This window comes from Arthrobacter glycogeni, from assembly GCF_054510815.1.
The window spans coordinates 56904-69387 of sequence record NZ_JBTNDV010000005.1 but is presented as its reverse complement, the minus strand read 5'-3'; the positions used below and the strand labels follow the sequence as shown (position 1 = coordinate 69387).

The 12484-nt window shown below is 65.4% G+C and carries 15 protein-coding genes and 1 pseudogene; 6 read left to right on the top strand and 10 right to left on the bottom strand.

Annotated elements, in window-relative coordinates; genetic code table 11:
- Positions 1-149: 149 nt before the first annotated feature.
- Positions 150-812: a hypothetical protein gene (locus ACX80G_RS07040; protein WP_459306755.1), complete on the top strand. Its 663-nt coding sequence runs from the start codon at positions 150-152 to the stop codon at positions 810-812.
- 57 nt (positions 813-869) lie between these two features.
- Positions 870-1193 carry a PepSY domain-containing protein gene (locus ACX80G_RS07035; protein WP_459306754.1) on the top strand — a complete coding sequence of 108 codons (324 nt, stop codon included), beginning with the start codon at positions 870-872 and terminating at the stop codon, positions 1191-1193.
- Between the two features lie 16 nt (positions 1194-1209).
- On the opposite strand, the gene ACX80G_RS07030 is transcribed toward ACX80G_RS07035, so the two are convergent.
- A complete protein-coding gene (locus ACX80G_RS07030) occupies positions 1210-1488 on the bottom strand; it encodes a hypothetical protein (RefSeq protein WP_459306752.1) in 279 nt (92 codons plus the stop codon).
- 364 nt (positions 1489-1852) lie between these two features.
- Between ACX80G_RS07030 and ribA the strand changes: the two genes are divergently transcribed.
- Positions 1853-3238: a GTP cyclohydrolase II gene (gene ribA, locus ACX80G_RS07025; RefSeq protein WP_459306751.1), complete on the top strand. Its 1386-nt coding sequence runs from the start codon at positions 1853-1855 to the stop codon at positions 3236-3238.
- Here the strand turns inward: ribA and ACX80G_RS07020 are convergent.
- From ACX80G_RS07020 to ACX80G_RS07000, 5 genes are read right to left on the bottom strand one after another with little or no spacing between them, the layout of a single operon-like run.
- Entirely contained in the window at positions 3140-4072 is a 933-nt protein-coding gene (locus tag ACX80G_RS07020; RefSeq protein WP_459306750.1) for a lysylphosphatidylglycerol synthase transmembrane domain-containing protein, read from the bottom strand. The two genes, ribA and ACX80G_RS07020, sit on opposite strands and share 99 nt — an antisense overlap.
- On the bottom strand, positions 4069-4989 hold the full coding sequence (locus tag ACX80G_RS07015) for a small ribosomal subunit Rsm22 family protein (RefSeq protein WP_459306749.1): 921 nt from the start codon (positions 4987-4989) through the stop codon (positions 4069-4071). Before ACX80G_RS07015 ends, ACX80G_RS07020 begins: the two co-directional genes overlap by 4 nt.
- Positions 4944-6017: a glycosyltransferase family 4 protein gene (locus ACX80G_RS07010; RefSeq protein WP_459306747.1), complete on the bottom strand. Its 1074-nt coding sequence runs from the start codon at positions 6015-6017 to the stop codon at positions 4944-4946. Before ACX80G_RS07010 ends, ACX80G_RS07015 begins: the two co-directional genes overlap by 46 nt.
- Before the next feature lie 7 nt (positions 6018-6024).
- Positions 6025-6423, bottom strand: a complete 399-nt coding sequence (locus ACX80G_RS07005) for a 6-pyruvoyl trahydropterin synthase family protein (protein ID WP_459306745.1) — start codon at positions 6421-6423, stop codon at positions 6025-6027.
- Entirely contained in the window at positions 6411-7472 is a 1062-nt protein-coding gene (locus ACX80G_RS07000; RefSeq protein WP_459306744.1) for a zinc-dependent alcohol dehydrogenase, read from the bottom strand. Before ACX80G_RS07000 ends, ACX80G_RS07005 begins: the two co-directional genes overlap by 13 nt.
- A 74-nt stretch (positions 7473-7546) precedes the next feature.
- Between ACX80G_RS07000 and ACX80G_RS06995 the strand changes: the two genes are divergently transcribed.
- The 3 genes from ACX80G_RS06995 to ACX80G_RS06985 are packed head-to-tail and all read left to right on the top strand — an operon-like array spanning position 7547 to position 9899.
- The gene (locus ACX80G_RS06995) at positions 7547-7981 is read left to right on the top strand and encodes an SRPBCC family protein (protein WP_459306743.1); all 435 of its coding nucleotides are present in this window, start codon (positions 7547-7549) and stop codon (positions 7979-7981) included.
- A 16-nt stretch (positions 7982-7997) separates the two neighbouring features.
- Positions 7998-8720 (top strand): CDP-alcohol phosphatidyltransferase family protein, encoded by a 723-nt coding sequence (locus tag ACX80G_RS06990; protein WP_459306742.1) that lies wholly within the window; start codon positions 7998-8000, stop codon positions 8718-8720.
- Between the two features lie 48 nt (positions 8721-8768).
- Positions 8769-9899, top strand: coding sequence for a serine hydrolase domain-containing protein (locus ACX80G_RS06985; protein WP_459306741.1), 1131 nt, complete (start codon positions 8769-8771; stop codon positions 9897-9899).
- A gap of 13 nt (positions 9900-9912) precedes the next feature.
- On the opposite strand, the gene ACX80G_RS06980 is transcribed toward ACX80G_RS06985, so the two are convergent.
- The 4 genes and pseudogenes from ACX80G_RS06980 to ACX80G_RS06965 all read right to left on the bottom strand — a co-directional run bounded on the left by ACX80G_RS06980 (position 9913) and on the right by ACX80G_RS06965 (position 12478).
- Positions 9913-10413 (bottom strand): ABC transporter permease, encoded by a 501-nt coding sequence (locus ACX80G_RS06980; protein ID WP_459306739.1) that lies wholly within the window; start codon positions 10411-10413, stop codon positions 9913-9915.
- Positions 10296-10961: pseudogene (locus tag ACX80G_RS06975) on the bottom strand (ABC transporter ATP-binding protein). Before ACX80G_RS06975 ends, ACX80G_RS06980 begins: the two are co-directional and overlap by 118 nt.
- Positions 10958-11887, bottom strand: a complete 930-nt coding sequence (locus ACX80G_RS06970) for a DUF4389 domain-containing protein (RefSeq protein WP_459306737.1) — start codon at positions 11885-11887, stop codon at positions 10958-10960. Before ACX80G_RS06970 ends, ACX80G_RS06975 begins: the two are co-directional and overlap by 4 nt.
- A 108-nt stretch (positions 11888-11995) precedes the next feature.
- Positions 11996-12478 carry a DUF6326 family protein gene (locus tag ACX80G_RS06965; protein WP_459306735.1) on the bottom strand — a complete coding sequence of 161 codons (483 nt, stop codon included), beginning with the start codon at positions 12476-12478 and terminating at the stop codon, positions 11996-11998.
- Between the last annotated feature and the right edge of the window lie 6 nt (positions 12479-12484).

Here is a 12484-nt window from a genome sequence, read left to right as displayed (position 1 = left end):
TAAAAAATCGAACACGGCAGACGATCGTAGCGGTCGGACTGAGCACCTTGATGGCCGCAGAGGTCACCGGGTGCGCGGGCGTCGCCCCGTCGGCGTCGACTACGTCACCTGACCAAGCATCCGCAGCCCTCCCGGTAGGGGACCAGCCTGTGACGCTTGACCCGTCGACCTTTACCACTGACATCGACAATCCGTACTGGCCGATGAAGCCAGGCACCCAGTGGAGCTACCGCGAAGTCGGCGGTACCGGAGACACCCTGCGTGTCACGGTCATCGTCACTTCTGAGACGAAGAAGATCGCCAACGGCGTGACGGCCCGGGTAGTGCGCGACACGGTCCGGCGGGGCGACGTCATCGTGGAGGACACGATCGACTGGTACGCGCAGGACGCCGCCGGAGCTATCTGGTACCTCGGCGAAGACACCGCCGATTTTGAGAACGGGAAGCTGGCGTCCCGCGCCGGCTCGTTTGAGGCTGGCGTGAACGGCGCACTGCCCGGAATCGCGGTGCCCGCGAAACCCGCAGTCGGCATGGCATACCGCCAGGAGTACCTCGCCGGTGGAGCCGAAGATAACGGTGAAGTTCTCAGCGTTAAGGCGATGGCCGAAACCCCCGCTGGCCATTTCGACGATGTGCTTATGACGTGGGACACGATCACTATCGAACCCGACGTCGGCCAGGTCAAGTTTTACGCAACGGGGGTTGGTCCGGTACTCGCACTCGGAGCCGCTGGCGGCTCAGGACGTGAGGAGCTAGTCGCTATTGACACGGTGGCGGCGGGGACCGGTCTGGGCCCGCTCGGCAGTCCCTAGTCAGCCGAGCGTCAGCATCTGAAGAGTATTGTCCACAATCGAAGGAGGAAATCAATCATGGAACCAGGAACACGGAAAAGAATCATGACCACGGTCGCCGTTGCCGTCGCACTTGTTGGCGGGGGTGGCGCGGTGGCCGTCGCGGGAAACATGGAGGAGGATGCGTCGGAGACGGCGATAACCGGCGACGCGCTGAATCGGGCCGGGTCCGCGGCGCTGACGTTCATCGGTGAAGGCACTGTGACAGGCACCGAGATCGGCGACGAAGAAAGCTACTACGAAGTCGAGGTGACCAGAGGCGACGGCTCACAAGTTGACGTTCAGCTCGACGAAACGTTCACCGTCGTCGGCTCTAAAGCTGACACCGAAGACGACGGGTAGGCCGCCATTTGGCTGACTAGGCTCCGAGCCGTGCCTCATGCAGGCGGTCATCGAGCTCTTCGAGATCCTTGACCGCCGCACACAGCAGTAGCTGCCCGAAGGTCGGCGTGGCGGCCTGTGCCGGGAGGTCGGATTCAGCAGGGAGCGGAGGCGTGGCGGTGCGTTCGCATAGTTCGCGGGCATCGAGGACCGCACGCACCAGCGGGTGCCGCAGGGCTTCCAGGCCAGAGAGTCGCTGCTCGGAGCTCTCGATCCGGCGACGGGCGGGTGGGGCGGCGTCGGGGGAATCAACCACGACCGCGAGGCTGCCAGCTCGCGCAGTAGATGACCGTGCCAGGCGGCGTCCAGTGTCCGGTGATGCCCGTTGCGGTTCCATGCTGCCTTACGCTCGAATGGAGGCAGCACCCCAGCGGGCTGCCCGTGTTGCATCACCGGCGCGTCCGGTCCTCACCGGATGGCCTAGCTCTCGGGTTCAACGTCCCGGGCGCGCGGCCGGTTCCTGTTGCTGACGATAGTGATCTCAGAGGATCAAGGCAATAATCAGCAGGCTTTCTTTATTCGAGTGTAGGGGACTCCTGCTGGCAGTGACGAGTCCATGACAATATCGCCGGTAGCGGATTGCAGGATCTTCTCTCCCGCAGGTCGCCTATTGTAGGTCTATGTCGATCAGTTCGGCTCCCGGCTGGGGCGCCTCTCAGGTAGAACGTGTTGTAGAAACGGTACTGCCGACGCGCTACGGCGTGTTCCGGATGGTGGGCTATCGCGACGCTCAGGAAAACGAGCACGTAGCGCTGGTCCGAGGTGACATTGAGGGGATCGTGCCGCTGGTGAGGGTCCACTCCGAATGCCTCACGGGAGACGCGCTCGGCTCCTACCGGTGCGACTGTGGCGAACAGTTGGATGCGTCGCTGCGGCGCATCAGCGAGGAGGGCACCGGCGTCGTCATCTATGTCAGGGGCCATGAAGGCAGGGGGATCGGCCTCCTCGAAAAGCTTCGTGCCTACGCGCTGCAGGACCAGGGCGTGGATACAGTGGACGCCAATACCACTCTCGGGCTCCCGGTCGATGCCAGGGACTACCAGCAGAGCACCGAGATCCTACTCGACCTCGGTGTCAGCCGCATCCGGCTGTTGTCCTCCAACCCCGCCAAGCAGGAGGCGCTGGAAAGCGGCGGGATCACCGTCGCCTCACGCAGTGGGCTGAACGTTGCGCAGCGCCCCGAGAACGCCGGCTATATCGCCACCAAACGTGCCAGGATGAGGCACGACCGCGAACCCGCCCAGGATGTGTGGCGCCACCTCACCGAGGGAGTTGTCCCGCGGGGGTCGGTCCACGGCCTCGGAGCCGACCTGCTCGCCCGGTACGGCCCCCTGGTTCAGGCGATCCGCCCGGACGGACGGCTGGTGATCGGCCAGCTCGGGCAGAGCCTGGACGGATTCATCGCATCGCGCACCGGCGATGCCCGGTTCGTCACTGGCGGGGAGGACCGCGAACACCTGCACCGGCTCCGGGCACTCGTGGACGCCGTCGTGATCGGCGCGTCGACAGTCGCGTCCGACGACTGCCAGCTCACCGTCCGCACGGTTGCAGGAACGAACCCCGTCAGGGTGGTGCTTGATCCTCAGGGCCGGATCCCTCGCGGCTCCCTGGTACTGACCGATGGTGCAGCCCCCACTCTCTGGCTGGTCGGGAACAAGGCGGTCATCCCGGAAGCCCTTGCCGCTCAGGTGAGCGTCAGGCGCCTGTCCGCCGAAGAATTCGAGCCACGCCGCATTCTTGACCTGCTGGCGGAGCTCGGCCACCCGCGGGTTCTGGTGGAAGGCGGCGGGCACACGGTGTCGCGTTTCCTTGAGGCGGGTGCGCTCGACCGGCTGTACCTCACCTGCGCACCCATCCTGGTGGGCGACGGCGTGCCGGGTATCCGCTTCACGGGGAGCGACGCGCTCTCAGGCGCTCTCTCCGCTCCCGTAAGGCGCTTCGAATTTGGCCGGGATATCTGCACCGAGTTCGACTTTTCGGCTGCGGTTTCCGCCTCTGTTGCGTAAGAGCCCACGCACGGCCAGCACCAGCAGCAGGGCTGCGCCGGGCAGCACCGATACCAGCGCCAGCAACCCGTAGCCCACCGACACCTCAAGTCCGAGGGCGCCCGGGTAGCCGGTCATGATGAACGCCAGCGCCGCGACTCCCTCGCGCGGACCCCACCCGCCCAGATTCAGGGGGATGGACATGCCGGCCAGGCAGATCGCTGCGAGAACGACGACGTCGGCAGTGTCCAGGTGGGGCGCCGTCAGCGCGGCCGACACGGCAAACAGGGACGCATACGACGCCCACCCCAGTACCGACAGAGCCCACACCGCGGCGACGGCCCGACCGGGAAGCCGCCGCAAGGACGGTCGTGCGGCGAGGAGCACCAGCACCGCACCGGCGGCAACAGCTGCCGCGAGCCGCCAGTCGGTGGTGAGAAGTGCGGTCACAGCGGCAAAGAGTACCACCACGGTGCCGGCCAGGCGTTCGCCTAGCACCGAGCCGATACTGTCGAGCCAGCTGGAGTGGTGGGCTGAGCGTTGCCGAGCGGTGCGAATGGCGTCGCCGGCGAGCCCGCCGGGTAGCACCGAGTTCAGGAACGACGCCTCATAACACTGGACGAGTGCGCCACTTCGGGGTAGCCGCATCGCGAATCCGCTGGACACCAGCCGCCAGCGTTGTGCCTGGGCGGCGGTCCCGATCAGGCCAAGCAGCAGCGCTGCGGCGATCGAGGGGGCGGTGAGAGCCTCCGTCCCGGCAGCGAACGGCGCGGTCCCGAAGGTCAGCACGAGGTAGTAGATGACCGCCGCGGCGCAGGCCGCCTGGAGAATCCCCAGCCAGATCCGGCGCGTCACTGCTGCGGAGGGAGGGCCAGCAGGTCCCGGTGCCCAATCGTGATGCGTAGCGAGCCGTCAGCGGCCTGGGCGCTCCGACGGGAGAGCCACTGCCCCACGTCGTCGGCTAGGGCCGGGTTTTCCTCACGGATGGCATCGGCCCGGTCGCCAAGGAACCGTTCAATGAGCTGGGAATGATTGCCCGTGAGTTCCCACGGTGTCTCCACCGTGGTGACGGCGAACCCGGCATCAGCGAGGAACCGGGCGGTGAGATCAACGCCTCGTGGTCCTGCGCGACCCCCGCGATTCTGGTGGGTGTTGAAGGTGTCGTTGAGGAGGCCGTCCAGGGGATCCGCGGGGTGGATGGCCATTACCCCGGTAACGCTGAGGCTGAACAACGCGGCGGTTCTCGTTTCGGCAAGCGCCGCGCACAAAGTGTGGAGCTGCGCCGGGGTGAGCAGATCCAGCAGCGCTGAACAGGTGACAATCCGGGGCCCGTCAGCCGGCGGACCTTCGCCGAGAATCCGCCCGAGGTCATCTATCCCGGCAACCACGGCTTCCGTGCCGGCGACGCCGTCGAATGCTGGGGCGCTCGCCGTGTACTCCAGGAGATCCGGGTCGTGGTCAATCAGGGTCCAATGCTGGGTCAGGGCCGGTTGGGTCAGGGCCAGCTGCGGGGCCAGCCACGCCTGGTTGGCTCCGGTACCCGCTCCGAGATCGAAAACCCGGATCGTACGGGCGTCGTCGCCGTCGGGCAGTGAACCCTGGGTCAGGAAAGCCTGCAGTTCGGCAATGAGCGGCAGGCTGGACTGCCGGGCGGCTTCGTCGGCGGGGCGACGGAGGGTGAGCCAGCCGCTGCTGATCGGCCGGGGCGCGTCGGAATCGGGGTTGGTCACCGATGAATGATTCTCAGGAGTGTTGTCGCGGTCTTGGCCCATGTCGGCAGTGTATCGCGGCGGCGCAGAGCGGCGTCCCGCCAGGATCGGCGCAGGGCCGGGTCGGTGAGCCAGTCCCGCAGCAGCCCGGCCAGTTGGTCCGGGTCGTAAGGGTCGACGACGCCGCCCGGCAGCGTCGGGCACGCGCGAACGGCGCCACGATCGAAAGCGTTGCCAGCAGCGCCCCCGGTGAGTGCCTCGACGGCGCCGGTGCCCGCGCCGACCACGCCCGGGATCCCGCGGGCCAGCCCCTCGGTGACCACCATGCCGAAGGTTTCAGCCACCGACGGCAACAGCACCAGGTTCGTCCGGTTCCATTCGGCGTCGAGCTCGGGACCCTGCAGTACCCCCGGAAAGGTGATGCGGCCGGGCTCGAAGCGGTCTGCGAGGTGTTGCAACATCGCGACGTGGGAGCCGCCCTGCTGACCTGCGCCGCCCACGAAAGCAGCGGTCCACGGCAGGTCGGTAACGTCGGCGAGCGCCGCCAGCACCATCGGGTGGTTCTTCCGGGGCGTCAGGGACCCCAGCAGCAGCAGATGCGGGGGGATGCTACCCGTTGCCACCGCCGCAGGTTCGGTGCCGGGAGGCACCGCGTGTACCCGATCCAGCCGGTAGCGGCGGAGCAGATCATCCCGGGCCCAGACGCTGGTGCAGATCACACCGCTCGCGTGCTGCAGCGCCGCTTCCTCGGAGGCCGCAAAAGCGGTCATCTCCTGTTCGGATAGGCCGGTCTCTGCTGGGAGCGGCAGATGCAACAGCACCCAGACGGTGGTCCCGGCGTCGACGGCGGTGCGGATCGCCTCGGGAGCCGCGGACGCGATGATCCCGTCGACCACCACCACCGGCTCCTGGCGGAGCGCCCGGGTCAGCGCCCGATGGTCTTCGGGGGTGGCATTCGGCCAGTTGCCTCTTACCGGGGAGATCGCCACGAGATGTCCGGCCTCGCCGAGGGCGGCGGCGAGGTAGTGGTTGTAGACGCTGCCGCCGCTCGGTCCTGGCAGACCGCGGGGAACTACCAGACCCAGCTCCACGTCGCGGCTAGCGTGGGGCGTCGGCTGGTGTGAAGTCCACCGAATAGCCAGCCCATGCGTCGGGGTGTTCGCGGAGCACGACATCCAGCCCGGCGAATAGCACCGTGTCGAAGCGCTTGCCCAGTTGGTCCGAGATATACCGGGCAACAGCTTCGGTCGTGGAGAGGACGCCGTCGAAGTCGGGATGCTCATCCAGATTCTGGTACCGCAGGCCGTTCAACACCTCGCCGAGCATGGCGGTCGCCTCGCCGATGTCGATCACCACCGCGTGCTCCGTCAGCTCACGACGCCGCCATGTCACCTCCACTACGAGGGTGGCCCCATGCAGCCCCTGGGCGGGTCCGAAGAAGGGGTCGGGCAGGCTGTGGGCGATCATCACGTGGTCGCGGACGGTCAGGCGATACATGGGGCTCCTGAGGGAGGGGGTGGCCGCGGCGATGGCGGGATCTCGATTGCGGGTTCGTCGGCGCCCGGGTAGGCGATCACATGGCAGACGGCGGACAGGGTACCGCTGGAAAGGTCGCGCATCACATGGGGGAGGTCTTCGAACTGCGACGTTCCGCTGAGCAGCGCATCGAACGCCGGATCCTTGAGGGCGTCCAGGGCGGCAGCGAGCCGGTCCTGGTGGGTCCGGCGGGCGCGGCGCGGCGCGGCGATGCTTCCCACCTGGCTGGCCCTGATGCTGAGGCGTCGGGCGTGGAAGTCCGCACCCAGCGGCACCTGGGGCTCGTGGGTGCCGTACCAGGACAGCTCGATCACCTCGCCTTCGTCGCCGAGCAGGCCAAGCCCCAGAGCCAGGCCGGGGGCTGTGGAGGAGCAGTGGAACACGATGTCGCAGTTGCCCAGGGCATCGTCCGGGTGCACCCAGTCGACCCCCAGTTGCGCAGCGAGGTCGGCGCGGGACGGATCCGGGTCCACCAGCTGGAGGCGGTCCAGCGGGAACCGGCGCAGGAGCATCGCCAGCGTCGCACCGATCATGCCGCCGCCGACGACGGCGATCCGGTCGCCCATGCAGGGTCGGGCATCCCACAGGGCGTTGACCGCCGTCTCGACGGCGCCAGCCAACACGGCGCGCTCGCTCGGGACGTCGTCGGGAATCACGGTAAGCGCCGCAACCGGAACCACATACAGGTCCTGGTGAGGGTAGAGGCAGAAGACCCGCTGGCCCACCAGGGTTGCGGGTCCTTCTTCCACGACGCCGACGGAGAGGTAGCCGTACTTCACGGGGCCGGGGAAGGAACCCTCCTGGAAGGGGGCCTCCATCCGGGCGGCCACCTCGGGCGGGATGTGTCCGTCATGGACCAGCGTTTCGGTGCCTCTGCTGATCCCCGAATACAGGGTGCGGACCAACGCCTCGTCGGGTGCCAGCGCAGGCAGGGGAGCGGTGCGCAGTTCGCCGTGGCCGGGCCCGGTGGTCCAGTACGATTGGCTCTGCTCACAAGAGGTGCTGTCCATAGCTTGATTATGCCCTGCGGCGTCGACACGACGTTTCCTAACCATTTGCCAAAGTCCGTCAGTAAGCTGGGTAGATGATCACTGTCAAGGGAACCATCAGCACACCCCTCTCGCCGTCGAAGGCCTTCGCCTTCCTCTCCGAGTTTGAGCACACCAGCGAATGGGATCCAGGCACTCCAGTGGTGGAGAAGCGTTCCATTGGCCCCGTGGCTGTCGGTCACCGGTATCACGCGGAGGCGGAGTTCCGTGGGAAGCGGCAGCCGATCGAGTATGAGGTCACCGAACTGCGCGAAGGCCACATCAAGTTGCGCGGCGAGAACAAGACGCTGGTCTCGTTCGATTCCATCGACGTCGTGCCATCCGGATCGGGCAGTGACGTCACCTATACCGCCGAGTTTGAGCTGAAAGGGTTTCGCCGGATTGCTGAGCCCTTCGTGAAGCCAGCACTGAACGGCCTGCGCGATCCCGCGTTGAACGGTCTGCGGGACAAACTGAACTCGCTCGCCTAGTTCGACAGGCAATCCGGTGGCTCAGGTCAGCAGGCGGGCCCTGTTCGATGCGGCGAGCGCAGTCCTCGGCTCGATCGGGGTCGGCGTCACGCTGCTAGCGCTGAACGATTCCCGGGATGTGACCAACCTGGCGGCGGTGGTGGCCGGTCTGACGCTGGTGACCATCGCTGCGCTCAGCGTCGTGCGACGCCGGCCGTCCTATTCCGGGCCAGCTGACCGGGTCACCCTGTTCCGGGCGGTGCTTGCGGGTGGGTGCGCCACTATCGTGGTGTTGTCGCTGTGGGGGACGGTCCCCACCCGGTCCTGGTGGCTGGTGCTGTTGGCTGCGCCGGCGGTGCTGCTGGACGCCGTGGATGGAGCGGTGGCCAGACGGACCGGCACAGCCTCTCCAGCGGGCGCTCGCCTTGATATGGAGACCGACGCCATCCTGCTCCTGGTGCTGTCCATTCCCGTTGCGCTGACCCTCGGCTGGTGGGCGTTGCTGATCGGGCTGATGCGGTACCTGTATGTCGCGGCGTCCTGGTTCCGTCCCGCGCTCAGGCGCGAGCTGGAGTTCAGCCAATTCCGCCGGTTAATAGCTGCCACCCAGTCAGTGGTGCTGGTGGTGGTACTGATCCCGGTGGTGCCGGTGGCTTGCGCGACGCTGGTGACTGGTGCCGCGCTCGCGGTGCTGTGTGTGTCATTTGGCCGGGACGTGGTCGCGTTGGAGCGGAACACCGCCCGGCCCGTCCACCCCTGAGGTCAGGAACCTGTCAGCGTCTGAATTCGGCCGCTGTACGATCGACGCATGGATGCCGAGGAGCTCATCAATACGATTCGTTTGCTGGTGGAGGAGGGCGTCGTGCCCGGCGCAGTGGTGGGCGTTCTGGATGGAAGCGACGAAACATTCGCGGCGGTCGGAAAGACCGAACCCGGGGGAGCCCGCGCGATGCCCGTCGACGCGCTCATGCGCATCAGCTCCATTACGAAGCCGATGCTCGCCGCGGTCGCTCTGCTCTTGATTCAGGACGGGGTGCTGAACCTCGACGATACCGTTGAGGCTTTTGTTCCCGAACTGGCAGACCGCCGCGTCCTGAATCGACTTGACGGGCCACTCGACGACACCGAGCCAGCCCATCGCGCGATCCCCCTCAGGGATCTACTGACCATGCGAATGGGGTTCGGGTTTGTGTTTGAAAGCCCTTGCCCGGCCGTCGAGGCCGCTTGGGCCGCCGCTTTGGGATTCGGCCCACCCGATCCGCAGGCGATGCCTGCACCCGCAGAGTGGGTGACCCGCTTCGCTACCCTGCCGCTGCTCGAGCAGCTGGGGACAGTGTGGCGTTACGAGCTCGCGTATGCGCTGCTGGGGGTGGTACTTGCCCGTGCGGCAGGGAGTTCGCTGGACGTGCTCATGAGTGAGCGGTTGTTCACGCCTCTTGCCATGTCGGAGACGGCGTTCGTTGCCGCGCCCGGACGCCTCGTGCCCTCGTACATGAGAGGTGAGAACGGATTGGTCAGTTTTGACAGCGTCGATGAGAGCCGCTGGTCGACGGCGCCAGCGTTCCCCGACGCCCGGAGCGGGTTGGCGTCCACAGCGGGTGACATGCTGTGCTTCGCCGGCATGCTGCTCGACGACGGCGGCGGGCTGTTGTCTCCTGAACTGACAGAGGCCATGACAACCGATCAGCTCACCGCCGAGCAGCGATCAGGTCCCTCAGCACAAGCCTTCCTCGACGGAGGTGGTTGGGGATATGGCGTAGGGGTAAAGCAGGGGCCTCCTGGCCGCCGTTACGGATGGGGTGGCGGTCTGGGCACGCTTTGGTATAGCTGGCCCGACCAGGGGGTAGCCATTACCCTGATGACTCAGGTGCTGCCGCCATCCGCCGCCTTATTCGATACTTTCGTTGACGCCGCCGAAGCGGCATTGGGGCGTCGTTAGCGAGTTTAGCTTCTCATTCGTACCTCAGGGCGTCGATGGGATTTTGACGTGATGCCCGTCGGGCGGGGAGTGTGCCGGCGAGGAAGGCGATGAGCATGACCAGGAGGATGATGGCGCCCACAGGTAGAGGTGCAAACCGGAGAACTTCAAGTCCCTCAAGTTCGGCATGCACGGAGCCTGCGCGCACATTGTTGGCGATCGCCCCGGTTCCGATCGCTGCAAGGGCTCCGATGACGCGTCCGAGGAAGCCAATGAACACGGCTTCGATGCTGAACAGGGCGTAGATCCGTCCACCTCCCATCCCCATGGCCTTCATCAGCCCGATTTCACGAGTTCGTTCCTGCACACTCATGAGCAGTGTGTTGATGATCCCGAAGCCCGCGGCGATCAATGCGATCACGGCAAAGGCGTTGAGTACGCCAATGATTCCGCTGATGACGGTTTGGATGATTCCGACCTGGTCAGCCACCGTGACAACCGCATAGCCTTGCTCTGCGAGGTCTGCCTGGAGCACATCAATATTCTCCTCGCTCGATACTGAGTCGAAGTGTCGTCGGCGAAGATCACTTTCGGATTGTTCACCAAAGCGCGGGCGATCACCACGCGCTGCTTTTGCCCGCCGGAGAGGGTGATGGCCTAGTTTTTCGCCTTATCGTCGAGTTCGAGCTGCTTCAACACAGCTATTCCACGGTTCTTGCGTTCCCGGGCTTCGACTCCCGCGATCTTCAAGGGCAGAACCATGTTTTCAAGCACGGAAGCGTTGGGTGTGAGAAAAAACTGCTGGAACACGAATCCGAAGTCTTCGTTGCGGAGTCGGCCGACCTGCTTCACACTGAGTTCGTCCGCGTTCGTACCCTGAACGAGCAGCGCGCCGCCGTCGGGCTTGTCCAAGAGGGCAAGCAAGTGCATCAGAGTTGACTTCCCGGAGCCGCTCTTACCGACGATGGCGAGCGATTCGCCCGCCCGAATTTCCAGCGACACGCTTTCGAGGGCATTGAAGCGTGCGGTGCCGTGTCCGTAGGACTTGCGGATGTCACGGACTGCCAGGACTGGAGTGCTCATTGGGCCGGACCTGGTCTGGAAAGGGCGGACTGTGGGGGTGGGTCGAGTGCACCCTGGTCCAGCCGGAAGGGCGGGTAATCGTCGCGCATCAGGGCTACATAGGTGATGGTCCGGTAGACCCATCGGTTGATGCCCATGATCAGGTTGAAGAGACCCAGACGGTAGACACCGGTGAACAGCAGGATCACGGCGGTGATGAACACGAGCAGACCCAACAGTGACATCCCGTTGGTGCCTCCCTCGGCTGAGGAGGCCCACACGCTGCCGGTGAGCACCCCGACAATGAGCAGATGGGGCAGTGCGAGGAGCCAGGACTTGACCAGGACCCGCGCATGCGAGAGTTTTTCCGGATATGCCACGTCGAAGGAGGCCGGGTAATCGGTGTGCGCCAGGGTGAAGGGGGGATAGTGGTCCGTGCCCATCACACCGTTGGCGTAGAAGGCGACCCGCCAGTTCCAGCGCATGACGCCGACGGTGAACTGGAAGAGCGACGCCGGGTAACGGCCAGTGAACAGGATCATCACGCCTGCGGCGACGGTGACCATCACGAAGGCAATCCCGAGGATGGCCAGCACGATGTAGTGGGGAATCGCCAAAATCCACTTAACCAGCCACATCCACCGCGAGAGATTGGGATCCAGTTCTCCCTCAAGCCGCGCTGGATAGGTTCCTCCGGCGTCTGCGTTGATTCCACGGCTGGATGAGGAGAGCATCCCCCTACCAAGACCGGCAGCCCCGGCGATGACAAGGGATGCCCCGACGACCAGCATCGCGATCACTGCGAGGACGGGTCCCGAGTTGGCGACGACGCCGATCGAGCCTGCGGCTAGCAGAACTCCGGTGACGAGAATGAACATGTGCGGCGGACTCATTTTTTCGGCCGGCGGACTGTACTGCCCGGAGGTTTGGGTTGGGTGGGTGTTCATGGTGATTATCCTGGGTTTCTCGTGGTGGAACTGATTGGAATTTGATGTCACCCACCGCGTGCGGCGGGCAACGGAACAGGACGGGGACTGGACTTGGGTTCACGCTTGCTATTGGACGCGATGGGCCTGACGGGCCGGGCTGGTCGGCGTGGTTGCTGGCGAGGCGGTGCGGGGCCAGGTCCAGGCGGAGCGCAGGATGAAGGCTAGGAGCAGCACTTCCAGTGCTACGCCGAGGCCGTAGTAGTACGTCCAGGACTCGCCCACCACGTTGAATGCCGCGTAGGGGATTTGTATCGAGGCCACGATGAGGTTCATGATGCGGTTCGCCCGGGCCGGCAGCGTCATTGACAGCACGATCATGAGGATCGGGATCGCCATGAGGGCAAGGAAGGTGGTCAGCAACGTCTGGCTGATGTCGAATTCAAAGACGACGCCGACCAGGATGTCATCGATGACGCCGGGCTTGAAGAAGGCGATAATGTCCACGTAGGCGTACAGGAACATGAAGCTGATCCAGGCTGCAGCGATCTTGGCTTGCACAGGGATCGGTGGGTTGTCGAGCAGGGTCGGGGTTTTCGTTCGTATGGTCATCGGTTC